This window comes from Paenibacillus polymyxa (assembly GCF_018614975.1).
In the GTDB taxonomy this organism is placed as follows: domain Bacteria; phylum Bacillota; class Bacilli; order Paenibacillales; family Paenibacillaceae; genus Paenibacillus; species Paenibacillus polymyxa_E.
Window position 1 is genome coordinate 72,925 of sequence record NZ_JAGGNR010000014.1, and the last position, 17,132, is coordinate 90,056.

17 protein-coding genes are annotated in these 17,132 nt (G+C 44.9%); 3 read left to right on the plus strand and 14 right to left on the minus strand.

Features of this window, described 5'->3' with window-relative positions; all coding sequences use genetic code 11:
- Positions 1-154: 154 nt before the first annotated feature.
- From J7E78_RS13545 to J7E78_RS13595, 11 genes are all read right to left on the minus strand, one after another.
- Positions 155-2,122, minus strand: a complete 1,968-nt coding sequence (locus J7E78_RS13545; protein WP_215076699.1) for a PTS fructose transporter subunit IIABC — start codon at positions 2,120-2,122, stop codon at positions 155-157.
- Between the two features lie 90 nt (positions 2,123-2,212).
- Complete coding sequence (pfkB, locus tag J7E78_RS13550) at positions 2,213-3,124, minus strand: 1-phosphofructokinase (RefSeq protein ID WP_215076701.1); 912 nt, start codon at positions 3,122-3,124, stop codon at positions 2,213-2,215.
- Positions 3,125-3,126: 2 nt separating this feature from the next.
- Positions 3,127-3,873 (minus strand): DeoR/GlpR family DNA-binding transcription regulator, encoded by a 747-nt coding sequence (locus J7E78_RS13555; RefSeq protein WP_215076702.1) that lies wholly within the window; start codon positions 3,871-3,873, stop codon positions 3,127-3,129.
- A 102-nt stretch (positions 3,874-3,975) separates the two neighbouring features.
- Positions 3,976-4,458, minus strand: a complete 483-nt coding sequence (locus tag J7E78_RS13560; RefSeq protein WP_215076704.1) for a hypothetical protein — start codon at positions 4,456-4,458, stop codon at positions 3,976-3,978.
- A gap of 134 nt (positions 4,459-4,592) precedes the next feature.
- Complete coding sequence (locus tag J7E78_RS13565) at positions 4,593-6,023, minus strand: NAD(P)-binding domain-containing protein (protein WP_215076705.1); 1,431 nt, start codon at positions 6,021-6,023, stop codon at positions 4,593-4,595.
- A 318-nt stretch (positions 6,024-6,341) separates the two neighbouring features.
- Positions 6,342-6,608: a DUF896 domain-containing protein gene (locus J7E78_RS13570; RefSeq protein WP_397330568.1), complete on the minus strand. Its 267-nt coding sequence runs from the start codon at positions 6,606-6,608 to the stop codon at positions 6,342-6,344.
- A 161-nt stretch (positions 6,609-6,769) separates the two neighbouring features.
- Entirely contained in the window at positions 6,770-7,723 is a 954-nt protein-coding gene (locus J7E78_RS13575; protein WP_215076707.1) for an SDR family NAD(P)-dependent oxidoreductase, read from the minus strand.
- Between the two features lie 119 nt (positions 7,724-7,842).
- Positions 7,843-8,364: a TetR/AcrR family transcriptional regulator gene (locus tag J7E78_RS13580; RefSeq protein ID WP_076318384.1), complete on the minus strand. Its 522-nt coding sequence runs from the start codon at positions 8,362-8,364 to the stop codon at positions 7,843-7,845.
- 235 nt (positions 8,365-8,599) lie between these two features.
- Complete coding sequence (locus J7E78_RS13585) at positions 8,600-9,412, minus strand: hypothetical protein (protein WP_215076709.1); 813 nt, start codon at positions 9,410-9,412, stop codon at positions 8,600-8,602.
- Positions 9,413-10,393, minus strand: coding sequence for an ABC transporter substrate-binding protein (locus J7E78_RS13590; RefSeq protein WP_215076711.1), 981 nt, complete (start codon positions 10,391-10,393; stop codon positions 9,413-9,415). It abuts the gene before it with no gap.
- Positions 10,394-10,501: 108 nt separating this feature from the next.
- Entirely contained in the window at positions 10,502-12,103 is a 1,602-nt protein-coding gene (locus tag J7E78_RS13595) for an AraC family transcriptional regulator (RefSeq protein ID WP_215076713.1), read from the minus strand.
- Between the two features lie 390 nt (positions 12,104-12,493).
- Between J7E78_RS13595 and J7E78_RS13600 the strand changes: the two genes are divergently transcribed.
- The 3 genes from J7E78_RS13600 (at position 12,494) to J7E78_RS13610 (ending at position 13,985) form a co-directional block, all read left to right on the plus strand.
- Positions 12,494-12,913, plus strand: coding sequence for a MarR family winged helix-turn-helix transcriptional regulator (locus J7E78_RS13600; protein WP_215076715.1), 420 nt, complete (start codon positions 12,494-12,496; stop codon positions 12,911-12,913).
- Positions 12,914-12,940: 27 nt separating this feature from the next.
- Positions 12,941-13,591 (plus strand): nitroreductase family protein, encoded by a 651-nt coding sequence (locus J7E78_RS13605; RefSeq protein ID WP_215076718.1) that lies wholly within the window; start codon positions 12,941-12,943, stop codon positions 13,589-13,591.
- Positions 13,592-13,688: 97 nt separating this feature from the next.
- Complete coding sequence (locus J7E78_RS13610; protein WP_074094400.1) at positions 13,689-13,985, plus strand: putative quinol monooxygenase; 297 nt, start codon at positions 13,689-13,691, stop codon at positions 13,983-13,985.
- A 125-nt stretch (positions 13,986-14,110) separates the two neighbouring features.
- On the opposite strand, the gene J7E78_RS13615 is transcribed toward J7E78_RS13610, so the two are convergent.
- From J7E78_RS13615 to J7E78_RS13625, 3 genes are all read right to left on the minus strand, one after another.
- Positions 14,111-15,460 (minus strand): FAD-binding oxidoreductase, encoded by a 1,350-nt coding sequence (locus tag J7E78_RS13615; protein WP_215076720.1) that lies wholly within the window; start codon positions 15,458-15,460, stop codon positions 14,111-14,113.
- Between the two features lie 193 nt (positions 15,461-15,653).
- Positions 15,654-16,181, minus strand: a complete 528-nt coding sequence (locus J7E78_RS13620) for a MarR family winged helix-turn-helix transcriptional regulator (protein WP_215076722.1) — start codon at positions 16,179-16,181, stop codon at positions 15,654-15,656.
- 46 nt (positions 16,182-16,227) lie between these two features.
- Positions 16,228-17,037 carry an alpha/beta hydrolase gene (locus tag J7E78_RS13625; RefSeq protein ID WP_215076724.1) on the minus strand — a complete coding sequence of 270 codons (810 nt, stop codon included), beginning with the start codon at positions 17,035-17,037 and terminating at the stop codon, positions 16,228-16,230.
- Positions 17,038-17,132: the final 95 nt, after the last annotated feature.

The following is a 17,132-nucleotide window of genomic DNA, read 5'->3' on the forward strand; positions in this document are numbered from 1 at the left end:
AAAATATAATTATATTTATTTTACCATAGATGAATGTAAAAGCTAAATAAGCATTTTACACAAATCCGGAGGCAACTTTCCACTACCTAACAAAAAAGCTGAAATAAAAAACATCCCCCAAGTGATTTCACCCAGGAGATGTTTCTTATATTTATTACTTCACGAGCGTTGGTGACTTCTTCCACAGTCCCAGAATCAGACCGGAGATCACAGAACCAATCGCAACAGCGAGCAGGAACAATAATGCGTGGTTCGCCAGTGCTGCAACAAAGATCCCGCCGTGCGGAGCTGGTACATTAATGCTCCACAATTGTGTCAATCCGCCAGCAACAGCGGAACCCAGAATACAAGAAGTCAATACACGTAACGGATCAGCCGCAGCAAATGGAATTGCACCTTCTGTAATGAAAGAGAATCCAAGTACATAGTTAGTCAGGCCTGATTTGCGTTCCTGCTCTGTAAATTTGGATTTGAAGAACGTTGTTGCAAGTGCAATCGCCAGAGGAGGTACCATACCGCCTGCCATTACCGCTGCCATCCATGCACCGTCTGTGTTACCACTGGATGTGAATACCCCAATAGCGAATGTGTAAGCCGCTTTGTTGAAAGGTCCACCCATATCGATGGACATCATACCACCAAGCAGCAAGCCCAGCAACACCGCATTACCTGTACCCAAGTTACCAAGTGCATCTACAAGCCAGGTGTTCAGGGAACCAAAGATTGGATCAAAGACGTAGAAACTGATGGCACCCACGATCAGCAAACCAAATACCGGATACAGCAAGATTGGTTTCAAGCCATCAATCGCTTTTGGCAATCCTTTGAACAACTTACGAAGACCAATAACGACATAACCCGCCAGGAAACCGGCAGCCAGACCACCAAGGAAACCGGCGTTTGAGTTAACCGCCATCAATCCGCCGACCATACCAGGCATCAGGGCCGGACGATCACCAATACTCATCGCGATAAATCCGGCAAGTACCGGAATCAGGAAGTGGAACGCACCTGTTCCGCCACCAATCGTTTGAAGCAGTTGCACAATCGGATTTTCAGGACTAGCAATCTGTTCGAACAAGAAGGAGATCGCAAGCAGGATACCACCACCTACAACAAACGGCAGCATATGCGAGATACCATTCATCAGGTCTTTATAGATTTTGCTACCTACGCTGATCTTGCCCGCGCTTGCGCCCTCTTCCTTGGCATTTCCGCCTTGGCTGTGATAGATCGGTGCATCGCCGTTAACAGCCTTGCGAATCAGCTCTTCGGATTTACGGATTCCATCACTCACCGGTCTTTGCAATACCGGTTTGCCATCGAAACGTGCCATCTCCACATTTTTATCTGCGGCAACAATAACCCCTTTAGCACGAGCGATCTCATCAGCAGTGAGAACATTTTGCGCTCCTTCAGAGCCATTCGTCTCTACTCGAATATTGATGCCCATTTCCTGAGCTTTCTTTTTAAGTGCATCTTCAGCCATAAATGTATGAGCTATACCGGTTGGACAGGCCGTAACCGCAACAACAAAATCTTCCGAATTGGCATTACCTACAATCACACCAGAAGTATTCTGTTGCTGACTAGTAGTAGAAGCGGATGCGGTATTTGCTGCTTTTTCAGCTTTTGCTTTTTCTTTGGCTGCTTCCTTCTCTGCTGCTTCTGCCTGTTTGGCATCAAACAATGCACTAACTTCCGCAGGTGTATCTGTACTCATCAATTGTGAGATGAAATCGCTATCAATCAACAACCTGGAAAGAGCTGCAAGCGTACGCAGATGGGTATTACCTGCGCCTTCTGGGGCCGCAATCATGAAGAACACATGAGCTGGCTGATCATCCAACGCTTCAAAATCAAGCCCTTTTCTACTCTTGGCAAATACAACCGTTGGTTCGTTCACTGCTGTTGTCTTGGCATGTGGCATCGCAATTCCGCCACCGATACCCGTGCTGGACTCAGCTTCTCTTTTATAGATCATTTCCTTGAACAGGACCGGATCATTAATTCGTCCGCTTCGGTTCAGGCTTGCAATTAGTTCATCAATAGCCTCATCTTTGGTTGTGGCTTGCAGGTCCATGATCATCGTTTCCTGGATCATCAAGTCTGTTATTCTCATCTTGGTACACTCCCTTAAGTTCATTCGGCCTGCCTAGGCAGGCCTCACTACATTACAATTACATTGAATACCTTTTATGTGGCCGTTAGACTAGATCGTCGTAATGGTTACTTGCTTGCGCAATTCATCAATCAATTCACGTGTTGCCAAATCATCCGAGAAAGCAGTCGCGCTTCCAGATGCAACCCCTGTGCGGAAAGCTTCGAGCAGATCTCCGTTAAGTACATAGGTACCTACAAATCCGCCAACCATGGAGTCTCCCGCACCAACAGAGTTCTTAACAATACCTTTCGGAACAGTCGCGTGATGAACTTCCTCTTTCGTAATGAACAGTGCACCTTCGCCTGCCATGGAGATCAACACATGTTTAGCACCAGCTTCAAGCAACTTACGCCCGTATAACACCAGTTCCTCACGTGTCTCAATCGTTACACCGAACACTTCAGCCAGCTCATGATGATTTGGCTTCACAAGCAATGGTGCATGTTCAAGAGATTCCATTAACGCAGGGCCAGTTGTGTCAATTACAAATTCGGCACCCGTCTGCTTGCAGACTTTAATGAGACGATCATAAAAATCCGTTCCAAGTGAAGGTGGTACGCTTCCGGAGAGAATGACAATATCTCCTTTTTGCAATGACGACAATTTGTGAAGCAACTGCGCTGCCTCTTCTGCACTTATTGCAGGTCCAAGACCATTAATCTCTGTCTCTTCTCCATGCTTCAGCTTGATGTTAATGCGAGTATCGTCTGCAATTGTGACAAAGTCTGTCCGGATGTTATCTTCTTGCAACTTGTCATTAATGAATCGGCCTGTGAATCCACCAAGAAAACCAATGGCCGTGTTATCTGCTCCAAGTTGATTCAGTATGCGAGAGACATTAATGCCTTTGCCGCCAGGGAGCTTCAAGTCCCGATTCATTCGATTCAATCCGCCAAGCTTCAGTTCATCAACTTCCACGATGTAATCAATGGACGGGTTAAGTGTTATCGTATATATCATCTTTATCCCTCAATTATTTTAGTTTTCTGTGCGATTCCAGGCCGCCAGTGTTCTGGCATCTGCTCGGTAATCAAATCGGCCTCCTCCAAATCAAACAATTTGGCAAAAGTAATTTCCCCTATTTTGCTGGAATCAGCCAGCACATAAGATTTTCCCGACAATTGATGTGCACGCCTTTTAATCAAGGCTTCCTCCGGATCCGGTGTTGTATACCCCATTTCGGGATCAACTCCGTTGCTTCCAAGAAAACATTTATCAAAACGGAAATTATCCATGTTCTGTAATGCGATACTGCCAATAACTGCTTTCGTATGAATTTTCATCATACCTCCGAGCAAATAACTGCGAATACGCTTGCTTACCAAAGCCTCAACATGTGAAAGTCCGTTGGTAACAACCGTTACGTCTTTAGCTTCAATAAAAGGAATCATGGCTAACGTTGTCGTCCCTGCATCCAGATAAATGCATTCGCCATTTTCGATCTCTTGAGCAGCCAAACGGGCAATCGTCGTTTTTTGTTGAATGTTTTTGAACGTTTTTTCTTCCATGCCCGGTTCCATCGTTTTTTCATTCACCAGTGAGGCACCACCGTGGATGCGTTTGAGCATGTGACGACTCTCCAGATCGATCAAGTCACGTCTAATCGTAGATTCAGAAGCACCCAACACATCAACAAGCTCTTGCAATTTCACAATTCCCTGTAAATGTAAGCGCTCTATAATTGCAGCATATCGTTCTTCAGTCAGCATCTTCATTCCTCCAACTGCTTCTATAGTACCATAATCCACTCAAAAAACAACCACTTTCATTCAAAATAATTTAAAAACATTCAAAAACCCGCATCTTTCGACTTATTTTCTGTTCGATGCATCCGGTTTGGGTTTAAGCCATTTGCCATCCTCATTAATAAAAGCCCCCTTGAAACGGCCCATCTCCAATTGTTCAATCAGCCTCTCCTCGTCCATGACCAGAATCTCAGCCAATTGCCCCGAGGTGTAATAATGAGCTGGATTGTAATCGAGCAGCACAGGAACAGACGTATCATATAGTTCTTTGATCAGATTCTCAAAGGAATGCCGACCCAGATTCTCCATGTCTCTATAAAACTGCAAATGTTGGGACACCATATTACGGAAAGATTTATTCTCCAGATGCATCCACAACGTATTGCAGGCCTGAACACTCATATGATTTTGTTCCACATCGTAAAATTGAACTTCTTCAATCTTCATGTATTTCTCTTGAAATGCAACGATTTTAATCAAAGGTACCTTTCGTTTACGTGACGCTTTCTTCACATGGGCTCTAAATTGTTCATAGTTCATTTCATTCATCTATTATCCCTGCCTTTAACATGGTCCAACCGACATTTTACAACAAATTAAAGACAAGTGTAACCTCCATCCTGTGAAAATTGAAAAAACGTGCAGCATTAGATGCCACACGTTCACAATATTATGGAGTGCGATTACTCAGCCAGGGCACCACTTTTCACCCACGTAGCGGTAAATTCCTGTTCTTCATACGCATAAAATTGTTGCAAAATAACCTCACAATCATCAAGGAACAGCTGATCTGCTATGGCAGTGACCAGTTTGGGCACCGCACTCTTGGTCCCCGATATGGCCGATGCCGACAGACCACAGCTGGCAAGTGCAGAGTAGTTGAATACAAACAGTCCGTGCAACGGTTTCTCACCCTGTTCACTCCTGCTTGTCATTGCAAACCCGGAACTCAGGTATGGATGTGCGTCCAGCAATGCATTGCGATGCTCTGGCGGAGCCTGGTAACAGTCCTCCCAACGCGCGATGTATGGCTCCACAAGCCTCAGTTCAGGACGGAGTGCCGGATCACTAAGCAGACCTGTGCTAATAATGAGAAAATCAAACGTAAATGTTCCCTTTGCCGTGTGCACAATCGCACCTTGGTCCGTCGCTTCTACACTCAGCCAAGGTGAATTCAAATGCAGTTCGAATCCAGGCCAGGCTGCCGCACGATTAAACGTATCGTTGGTTGGTGGTTGATTGAATTTGAAGAAATGAGAGATCACTTCATATTTATCAGCAACCGGAAGAGCGTGGTATCGCTCAATCATACCGGATTGTTCCATCTGACGAATGGGATTAACACTTGGCAGTTGTTCCCGCCGTACAAATACATGAGCTTCCGCCACACCCGTGGCAAGGGCATAACTCGCATTATCGAATGCAGAAGCACCGCCGCCAAGCACAGCCACCCTTTTACCTTTTAATTGATCAAAATCAATTGCTTCCGACGTATGGGCATATCGATCCCGAGGTAATCTATCTGCAATCATGGATGGCACATGCCACTCTCCACCACCTTGTATCCCAGTAGCAAACACTACTTTGCGAGCAAGTATGACATCCATCTGAGTTCCTGCCTTGTTCACATGAAGTCGATGTATTCCGTTCTCTATTGGCTCAACCAGCGTCAATTTCACCTCATTACGCACAGGCAGATTCAGTACTTTCCGATACCAGCGCAAATAATTCATCCAATCTCCACGCGGGATTTTGTCTACCTCTTCCCAACCTTCGGGCCCAGCCTGTGCTTCCCACCATGAGCGAAAGGTTAACGAGGGGATCCCCAGATCGATGGAAGTCAGATGCTTGGGTGTACGCAAAGTAACCATGCGTGCATAAGTCTCCCAAGGTCCTTCAAACCCTGATGCATTCTCATCAATGACAACAATATTGGAGATCCGTTCACGAAGAAGTCCAAATGCCGCCCCTAATCCACTCTGGCCTCCACCCACAATGACGACATCATAGACATGACCATCCGCATGTTCTCTTGGACGTACCCAGTTCGCGCCACCATATGACAAATAAGCTAGATCATTCTTCACACGTTCATTCAAAGCTTCCAGGCTCATGATTCATCAACCCTTTCGAGATACATATATGAACTAGTCTTCCTTTGATTATACAATGTAAGTTTATTGTTAGTTATATTGAGAGAAATGTAATCTTCCTTTGTGTTTCTGTAATATATTAGCGTTATTATATGAGTTATCGGGGATGTTTTGAAGTTTGCGGCAGCTTTATTGTCATCAATACTAAAAATATCTAACATGCTTGTTAATTCGCACGAAATCCTAACTGGATTATTAATGCAGTTCCTGCTGAACGGATGATTTGCAGAAAAAAAGACAGACCAAGATGTAACCTTGGTCTGTCTTTTTAAAGGAATGCTATTGACCGGCTTGTTCACGGCGCTGCAATTTTTCATTGGTTAATTTCTCAGGGGTCACATCATGACCCAGTGGATCCACTACGTATACTGCCAGCATAGTTGTCAGTACCTGACCTCGAATAGCCTGCAAATATTGTTTTCTAAGCTCGTGCTGCTCGCTTTTTTCTGCTTTTGTCAAACCGACGCTGCTGCGTTGTTTTCGACTTTTCCGTTTGCCTGTACTACTTGAGGAAATTTTGCGTTTCCTTTTGGATATAGCGCTCACAAGAAAATCCCCCTCCTCGTGCACCACGTCAATTCTCCGCATTTTACAATAGTACACTCTCTGCCCGGGACTAGCTTTGTGCGCTCCCTATTCAATATACCTATGAAACCTTCGAAGTTAGTGATCAATCAATTACTTTTCTCCAAAAAATATATTCCCCACTACTCCCCCTGCAACTCCTTAATCGTCAACTTAATTCCTTCCTCAAAAGATGTTGCCACAATCGGGCCAATCCGTTCCTCATACTTCTGTCTACTCAAGATCAGGGGTTCCTCGGTCAGATATAACATTTCTACAATTTCTTTCATAACGGGTACACCTAGTCCAATCACCGACAATCCTACTTTTCCTAACGCCATCACAGGTTTGCTTCTTCCCGCAGCCTTCTGTGCCAATCGCACGATGTCATGACCCGAGATGATCCCCGATCCAGGAATGTTCCAATTCTGTCCATACGTCATCTCTCTGCTTGCCAGCTCCACCACCATGACCGCAGCATCCGGTAAATAAATGTACTCTCTCGGCACCTTCATATTTCCGATAAAAAAAGCCATCTTACCTTTTGCTATCGCTTCAAGGGTTGAACCCAGATAGGAAGCTTGATTAGCCGATGGGCCATAATAATCTGGCAAACGAACGATCATCACCTGAGCTCTACTCCATCTTGTGCTGAATAACATCTGTTCATAGGCAAGTCGTGTCTTGCCTTTGCGGGTATGTGGCTGTTTCGGATGTTCTTCCGTTACCTCGTTCATTTGTCTTCTGCCATAGGGGTAGATTCCATCTATTACAACCACGTTCAGACTCAAGTGTTCTGCCGCCACCATCACGGATTCGCCAAGCGGAATAAGCCTACTCTCCATCTCGTTATACGGGACGTTCGCACAATGAAACATGACATCCGCTTCCTGGGAAGCAACGATAATATCGTCCGACCGAAATGCATCTCCCACTGCGATTTGCAGGTGATCTGGAGATCCCAACTTTACCGCAAGTTGCTCCAGTTTTTGACGGGAGCGCCCAAATGCAATCGTAGAAATGCCTCGTTTAATCAATTCTTCCGTAATTGCTGCACCTGTTCCACCTGTGGCTCCAATCACAATAGCTCTTTTCATCGTAGATCGACCTCTTTCATCCATTTAGTTATTGATCAATTACTTACCTAAAAACAATATAAACCACAATTAGTGATTGATCAATAACTAAAATATAAAAAGGGACTTTACCTCCCTTTCTATCGTTCCTTCAGCTCTGGCATATCCAGTGCATTAGATACATTACACAACATCCCGATTGCCAGAAAAATCATGGTTCTTTTTAGCGGTTCAGCAATTCCTGCAACGGTGAAAGCTTCCAGTACCATGCTTCGTACATCACTAATGCCTTTTTGCATAGCCTGACGAATGACTTCCTCACGGATCGTTTGCGCCTGCATCTGAAGCAAGATTTCGCTCTTGTGAGATTCCAGAATCTTATCATAGGCTTCAATTAGATCATTCTCTAACTGATCTGGTGTCGCCGTCTCCACCACAATTCGAAACGAATCAATCACCCGTGTCCATGAGACCTCAATTGCTGTTAATAATAAAGCTTCTTTTGTTTTGAAAAAACGAAATATATACGGCTGTGAGATCTGTGCCCGTTCAGCCACCTGGGCTGTAGTCGCACGATAATAGCCAATTTCCGCGAAGACGTCAATTGCTGCAGAGATAATATCATTTCGCCGGTTAACTGACGCTGCTGTATCCTTTGCCATGATAATCCGCCCTCCAATAGTTAGTGATTAATTGATCAATAGCTTGAAGTATAACGAATACTATCCCTCAATGCAAAGGTATCGTGAACTTGTACAAAGCCAACAAACCCGCAGACGCTGGCTCAAGCCGCTGCAGGTTGTGTAGCTTGTCAATCATAGATTCTATCCACTGGAAACCGAAGAGAACATGGATTGTCTGAAACAGATTCGTACCATGCGGTACAAGAGTGTCAGTTCACTGCTGGAGAAGTTTTCGCAATCTGGATTCCGAATCCAACTTCGGACAACTGTTACAATACCCATGTGTATGACCTCCGTCTCCAACCTGATAAGCCAAACAACAATACCGGCGTATCAAGAGCGGCGGTCCGTGCCACTTGGGGTGATCAAAGTGATGCAGCTCTAAGGCAAATGTAAATGCACTTTCAGTTTGTTCGTCAAGCCATATGCTCTGATCTTCCTTGATCTGTTTAAGCCGTTGATCCGTCTTCCATATTCTCTGATCATTGATCATACGTGCATACAATTGATGCACATTATGCGCAACCAGAGACCACATGACTTTATCGCTCGCTCCTGTAGCGACGGCTACCGCTCGCAGGACAGGTTCCAGATGTAACAGCATTCTCTTCTTGAGCAAGCCGCTCTCTGACCTGCGCTGAACAGGATCTTCACCCTCCAGAGAGCTTCTCTCCAGCAGAGTCTCATACCGCATGCCACCTGCTCCATTCAATTCAAACCGCACATCATCGTCTGCAACGCTAAGTATCGTATCGTATAGACTGAATGCTGAGATTACGGACATAACAAATACGGAGTAACGTTTGGCAAAAAGTGTACCGACGGCAGCACTTCCTCTGCCCCCCAATTGAAGCCCTTGCTGCATAGCCTGTTCACGCAATATCAAGTCTCGTTTCTCTTCATTTAGCAAATCCTTTACACGGAAAGGATACTTGGAATCATCACAAGTCGCTTGGATCGTCGTCACAAAAAATTGCTGTAACGCTTCCGACATCTCTGAATAGTCATGTCTTGGATAACGTCTCATCTATTGAATCATGTCTTCAACTTCGTTGATAATCTCGCTTCGCCCAATCGCTCCCCAGCCCTTAAACAACCAGAACGAGTCTGTCGTATAGACCTGATCTGCACCAACAGCCGGTACTCCCTTCCAGAGTGAGCTTGCATTGATGTTGTTTAAATACTCATCGGCATTTGGATCAACCTCAAGAACTACGAAATTGGCATCAATATCCGCAATTTTCTCCATGGACAGGTCCTCACGTTGTGCGGCAGGTGTCACAGTAGTGGGCACAAATCCAAGATCATGATACAAAAGTGTGTTGGTTGGATGTCCTTTTGCCGCGTAAATTTGCAAGGTCTTCTCTCTTACACGCAGGTAAGCCAGCTTTTTTTGATCCAGTTGTTCGATCTTCGCTTTTAGTTGCTTCACCTGCTGCTCTACCTCGGCTATCTTTTCTTTTGCCAGATCCACTTTGTTGTACATCCCGGCAATGGTCAACAGATCCTGTGTCCAATACGTTGTGTCATCTTCATAATCCAGCCATTCGTTACCAAGTACAATCGTCGGAGCGATTTTCTCCAACTGCTCATATGTACTCTCAGCAGTTCGACTCTCAATAACGATGACATCCGGATCAATCTGAAGGATAGCCTCCAGGTTAGGACTATCTGCCGACCCTACCGTTGGAACGCCGGCAAGCTGATCTGCAAGGTAAGGCAAATAATCTCCACCGTAACGAACTTCTACATTAACGCCTGCTGGTTTCTCACCAATCGTTAACATGTGATCGATGTAAGCGGCGGACAACACAACCATACGCTCTATCTTTTGCGGTATAAGCGCTGTTCCTTTAAGATGATTTATCGTTTGTGTACCACTCTCTTCCACAGGTGTATCCTGTTGCTCAGGCGTTGCTTCATTTACTTCCGATGTCTTGCCACATGCCGCCAGTACGAGCACAAGCAGGGCCAACAATATCATATTTACTGCTCTCTGTCTTACCATTTGTAGTGAATCCCCTCTACTATTTAATAATAATAATCATTATCATTATAGTAGGAAAAAGCGAATAGGCTTGCCATGGATTATTCCACTCTCTTACCTTGTAATATATCACCGCTCGTTAACGCCAAGTTGCTCCGCGACATATCGCATAGCCCACATGCGTCCAGTTGGACCCAGCGTTTTGAAGAAAATATCTCCTGCATTATAGACATGGCCTTCTTGAACAGCCTTTAATGCCAGCCATGCACTGGATTGCTGTAATTGCCTCAGTTGAGCGCCTGCTTCTTCTGTAGGATCGACCATTACAAACACATGATCCGCGTCATATAACTGCAAATCGCCAACATTGCTCTCCACAGCCCACTGTTGCTCCGGAAAATGACTTGGCAAATGAAAACCCAAATCATCATACAATAGGGCTCCGGTCTGGTTGTTCAATCCATACATTCGGTAGAAATGAGAAGTCACCCGGATGAACATGGCACTCTGCTTCCCCCACCTCGATTGAATGCGCCCTCGAAGAACCCGGCTCAGTTCAGCATGTTGTTCAATCCACTGTACAGCCTGTTCGGTGCGGCCCATAATGTCCGCCATATACAGAAGCCTCTCCCCAAAATGGTTGGTGTGCTCCAGCATGGTGGTAGGCGCGATACGATGCAGGGAGTCATTTGGCTCCAAACGATCACTTGTAATGATCAGGTCCGGTTGGACTCGCCTCAAATCATCATAGTTCTGATTGAAGCTATCCAGGATAAGTCCCTGATGACTGTGTGCTTGAAGCGCAGGTATGGCAACATGACGAGCTACCCTCTGACCATAGGATAAAGCGGATACTGGCCTCAAACCGAGCGTTATCACATAATCGTCCAACCCGTAATATAAGGTGGCAATGCGATTCACTTTATTTTTCATATACAACGTTGGTGCGATTCCTTCGTTTTTCTTGAAGACTCTGCTGAAATAGTGTTCGTCTTTATAGCCCACTTGCTCCGCAATATCCTTGATTTTGTCTGAAGAAAATAACAGCTGCTTGGCCTTCGCCATACGTTGTTTCAGGATATATTCGATCGGAGTCATATTGAATTGCCGTTTGAACGTCCTTATAAAATGATTCACACTAAGCCCTGCCATACGTGCCATCTGATCAATTCGAATGTCTTTCATATACTGATGTGTCATATATTCAAGCGCAGGATCCATCCCTACTTCAGGTGGAGTTGCTTCATTCACGTGCATCATTAACTGAATCAACAACTGATGCAAAAGATGTTTCCTGCGCGTCTTTTCCAGACTAGAGCAAGAGTATTTTCCACTCACCAGGGTATCCATCATCTCCTGAATATCATGTGTATTGGAAGGAACATTAAGTTTGCCGGTCACTGGGAGATCAAATGCCTCGGTATGCCAAGCATTCCGACTCCGGGTAAGCGCCACACAGGAAAATAAAATGATCTGATATCGGACAGGTGCTTCCATATCCGTCTGAAACTCCACATGCATTCCTGGCTTCAACAAAAACCACTCGCCTTGAAACACCGTATGTACAACGTTATCCATAGACAAAGATCCCTTGCCAGAGATAACCCTGCAAATCGCGAACCTCTTCCAGACCCTGCGCTGGACAGCCCCCGGATTGCTGGTGTAATGGCAGACATGGACAGCAGAGAAAAAAAGTTGCTCCAATCGTCTGATCCAATCATTTTCCTCCATGATGACGTCACCTCCCTGTTTGGATCGAACCCTGTAATCGTCTGATTAAACCATATTATTTGCCTTTCAGTTTATTATAGATATATTGATAACAATTCTCAATAACATAAACAATCGATATTAACTTATTCATTTGGACAACATATACGGACTGCAATGTAACATAGCGGATATAACGCTAGAATCAGCAACATTTTCTAACCTGTTGCAAAATCATAAAAGGCATGATATATTAATTGAGCCATCAATGATTGACGCATCAAATATTGATACATCAATGATCGAGAGCATCCAAATAATCATTAGGCAATGGCATTGTATACTGCAACTTTAATCATTGGTTAACATACGCCGTTGTTCATGATTCAGATTCACCCGGGAGGTCTAGTCATGACACGTATTGTTTCCAAAGAAGAACAAATCATCAACCTGTTGAACGTGTTGGGTAACAAAATCAGTCCCAAGTTTGAACGCTGTACAGGTATCAGTTCCTCTCGCTTTGAAATTCTGCATGAGCTGGATCAGGTAGATGAGATTAACCAATCCATGCTGCAGAAAATCATTAATATTGATAGTGCTGCGATTACACGCCACTTGAAACAGCTTGAGGCGGACCTGATGGTTACAAGACGTAAGAATCCCGATGATAATCGGGTAACTTTTGTTCGTTTGACGGACCACGGTCGGAAGCAGATTGAAGGCTACAAAGCAGAGAAGACCAATTTTATCAACCAGATTTTATTGGATTTCAGTGAAGACGAAGTTCAGTCACTCGCCGATTTCCTCGAACGTATGCACAACAATTTCTAAACCCTAATATAGAGGAGAGATCCATTCATGAGTACAATTCAAAGCAAATTCCAAAAAACCAATGATTTTAACGAAATTACCTACGGCCGCCGTTCGGTTAAGCTATATGATCCTGAAGTGAAAATCAGCCGTGAAGAAATGACTGAGATTCTGTCAGAAGCTTCCCGTGCACCATCTTCGATCAATTTGCAGCCTTGGCGTTTTCTGGTTGTAGATACGGCTGAAGGTAAAGAAAAACTTGCTCCACTTGCGAGATTTAATCAGAATCAAGTGTTGACTTCTGCCGCTGTTATTGGCGTATTCATTGATATGAACAACGTTGAATACATGGATGAGATTTTTGGTAAATCTGTAGAACTTGGTTACATGCCACAAGACATTAAGGATATGCAGCTCAAAACCGTAATGCCTTATTACGAAAAGATGGCTACTTCCGATCTTCGCGACGTTAACCTGATCGATGCTGGCCTTGCTTCCATGCAATTGATGCTTGCTGCACGTGCTCATGGTTATGATACCAACCCAATTGGTGGTTATGAGAAAGATCAAATTGCAGAAGCATTTGGCATGGACAAAGAGCGTTATCAACCCGTTATGTTGATCTCGATCGGTAAATCGGCCAAAGAAGGTCATCCTTCCTACCGTCTGCCAGTAGAAACAATCACAACTTGGGCATAATATCAGGGACGGTTTCCCTGTCAGTCACGATTATACTAATCAGTAAGCATACATTTTTAACACATTCCAAACAAACACAATATGGAGGTTATACATTATGATTATCATTCACGCTCATCTGCAAGTTAAACCGGACCAAGAGCAAACATTCCTCGCAGCTGCGAAAGAACTGATTGCTGCTACACGTCAAGAAGAAGGCAACATCAGCTATGACCTGGCGAAAAGCACAGAACGCGAACAACAATACACGATGATCGAGCTGTGGAAAGATGAAGCTGCTACAGCTTCCCACAACACAAGCGCGCATTTCCAAGCTTTTGTTCAACAAGCAGCAGCATTCATGGCCGCTCCAATGAACGTTGAAGTATTTGCTGGAGAACAAGTTAAAGCTTAATAGCTCAATGACTCGCATGAGTAATGACATGTAAAGAAGCCGCTCTTGGTCATATGACCGAGGGCGGTTTCTTAGTTTGCTTTGACTGTAAGTTCACTTCAGATCCTTAATTACTTAGTGTTGGACTACACTATCCGAGCCGGCGTGATACTTTGCGGATTGTTGAACACATTTTTCGGGTCATACTTGGCTTTGACTCTCCGCAGTCTCGCATAGTTGGCTCCATAGTACACTGGACCGGAATTTTTGATTCCTTGGTCTGGAACGTTAATATAGGAACCCACGATGTATGGTTGCAATTTCTTGCGAGTATTACGAGCGAGTGCAATATTTTTAGCGGCATGGGATGGTTTGATCCACGTACTGGTCCATTCCACATAGAACTTCTCTTTCCGCCAGAAGAACGCGGTTGATCTAGGCGATTTGCGACTTACCGCTCCGCCCCAGTTGAGGAAATAGAATCCGCCCGGGCCCTCCTCCAATTTCTCCAAAAATGTTCGCATCGATTTGATGGCTTTGTCGGGGAAAGGTTTTCGTCCAAAACCGGACGAGAACTGGTTACTGTACCTTTGAGTTTCGATCGGATCAGGAAGCAATAAAAACTTCACAACTTCCGTGTAAGGTAACAAACGAACAATGGAACTTGTCGGTGTGCCAACACTCGTAATCGGCTGCAATAGACGGAGAGCCTCTGTTTTTGACCCCAGGAACAGCCCCTCCATGACGACATTGCCACCCTTTTTCGGTCCGATGGACAACTCGCTGCCCAGTCTTGTATCAACAGAGGGAGCCCACCTCTGCCATACTTTGAGCACCTTTTCGAATTGAGCCCATGGCCAGGTGATTTTAAATACAGTCGCCTTCGCTGGAGCACGGCGCACTTTGAATTTGTAGCGGGTGTATACTCCGAAGTTACCACCGCCTCCTCCCCGTGAGGCCCAAAAGAGATCCGAATTACGATTTTTATTAGCCCGAATCACTTTTCCTTTGGCGTCCACCATCTCTACCTCAAGCAGGTTATCACTGATGAGACCAATGGTACGCTGGAGAGGCCCTATTCCCCCACCTAATGTAATCCCACCGATCCCTACAGTAGGGCTGTCACCAAAAGGAGCGATGAATCCTTGCTTGGCAAGGGTATTTGCAATTCTTCCCACTCGGTTTCCTGTTCCAACAACAACCGTTCCATTTTTCTTATCAAGCTTGATGGAATTCAGATCACTCACATCAATTACAATTCCGCCGTTAACCTGTGAAAGGTTCACTTCAAGTGCATGTCTGCCACTCCGCGGCCTGATCGGTACATTGTTTTCACGGGCCCATCGGATAGCATTGGATACATCCTTCGTCCGTTGGGCAAACACAAAAACTTTGGGAAATCTGTCCGTATGCGGGTCCCAGTTCTTACGCGCCGCTTCATATCCTGGATCACCTTTGTAAATAACCCGTCCGGTAAGCTTTGTTGATGATTTCACACATCCCACTCCCTGCTGAATAATTGTCCTACAGCCTCTGCTGCATCAAGCACTTTATACTGTATGACGGACATTCGCGGAGGGAATGGGCTCGTGCCCTAATTTAAAGGTTCGTGTCTCAGAGCAAGCAAAAAGGAATTCCCCTCACAGACCATAAAATAGCCTTAAGGAAAATCCCTTTAATGTTGTTGAACTAGTCTCTGCTCAAGTCGGAATCAATTCTGATTAACTTGCGCGCTTCCTGTTCTTTTTCCCCATACCAGACGAGCACGTCGGCAAACAAATCCATGATGCGAACAAAGTTCTGCTTATCCGCTTCCGAAATCTGATCTGCATACTTGAAAATCTCATCAAAACAAAGCTCCCTTACAAATTCGGTGTACTTCACATATACCTCACGCCCTTTTGCAGAAGGTTTGACGTATATGTCTTTGCGGTTGCCGCTTAAATGAAATTTTTCGAGCAGACCTTTTTCCGTCAGATTCTTCACGTTTTTGGAAAATGTACTGCGGCTTACGCCCAGGCGTGTGGCCATTTCCGACATCTTCTCTTCCTTGTCCTCGGCTTCCAGAATGTATTCCAGCGTCTGAATCTGTGAAGCCGAGAACATCATGTCTGTACCATAACTTCGCTGCAGCTTATAGGTGTTCGAGTACGCATTACCGTATTTGATAATTTTCTCAATCAGTGCCCGATGGTCGCCCATCCAATCTAATTTCATGAGTAATCCCTTTCATATTCAGATTCTCTCTCTTACTCTACTGAAATCAGATCCGTTTTTCAATCCATGTAATCGCTTCTTCAATAACATCATCACGAGTCGTTTCATTAAATATCTCATGCATCAGATGAGCATATATCTTGAGTGTTTTATCTGTTGAAGCGATATCGCCGTAAAAGTCACGAGAATCCTTTTCGCTAACTAATCCGTCATTCGCTCCATGCAGAACAAGTACGGGATCTGTAAACTGTTTGGCGTTCTCCTTGAGCCATGTTATGCCATTTCCCAGACTGTTAAACAAATCTACAGAGATCTGTTTTTCCACCAGCGGGTCATTCGCGTAAGCGGATACAACTTCGGGATCACTGCATACACCGCTGCCCAGTTCATTCGGGAAATACGTGCCTGTAGGAAGATCCATCGGCAGTTCTCCGGCAACTTTGGTATTGTAACGAGTGAGCGCTCCGGATAGTACGATGCCTTTGACCTTGCCAGGATATTTCGTTCCAAAGGATGAGGTTGCAAAACCACCCATGCTATGTCCGATAACAAACAGCGGGAGGTCGCCGCTCTCTTGCAATGCGTTCTCCACCACAACGTTGACATCCTCTATGATCTGGTTGAAATCACTGTAGAACGTACGCTGTCCTTCCGATCTAGCATGACCGCGATGGTCGAATCGATATACGTTAACCCCGCGCTGGCTCAGCTTCTCTGTTACATAATCGTAGCGCCCTGCATGCTCAGCTAGTCCATGTACAATAACGACAGCGGCTTTTGCATTTTCAACTGTATCCTTGCTGAAATAAAGCTGTGTACCGTCAAAGGATTGAATTGTTGTCTCGATTTTAGTCATCTTTTCCCCATCCTTTTGGTGGTGTCCAAGCTTAGGCTCCGAGGAGATCATTTACTTCCGCCCTTAACAAGGACACGCATAGTATAGTTCTCAAT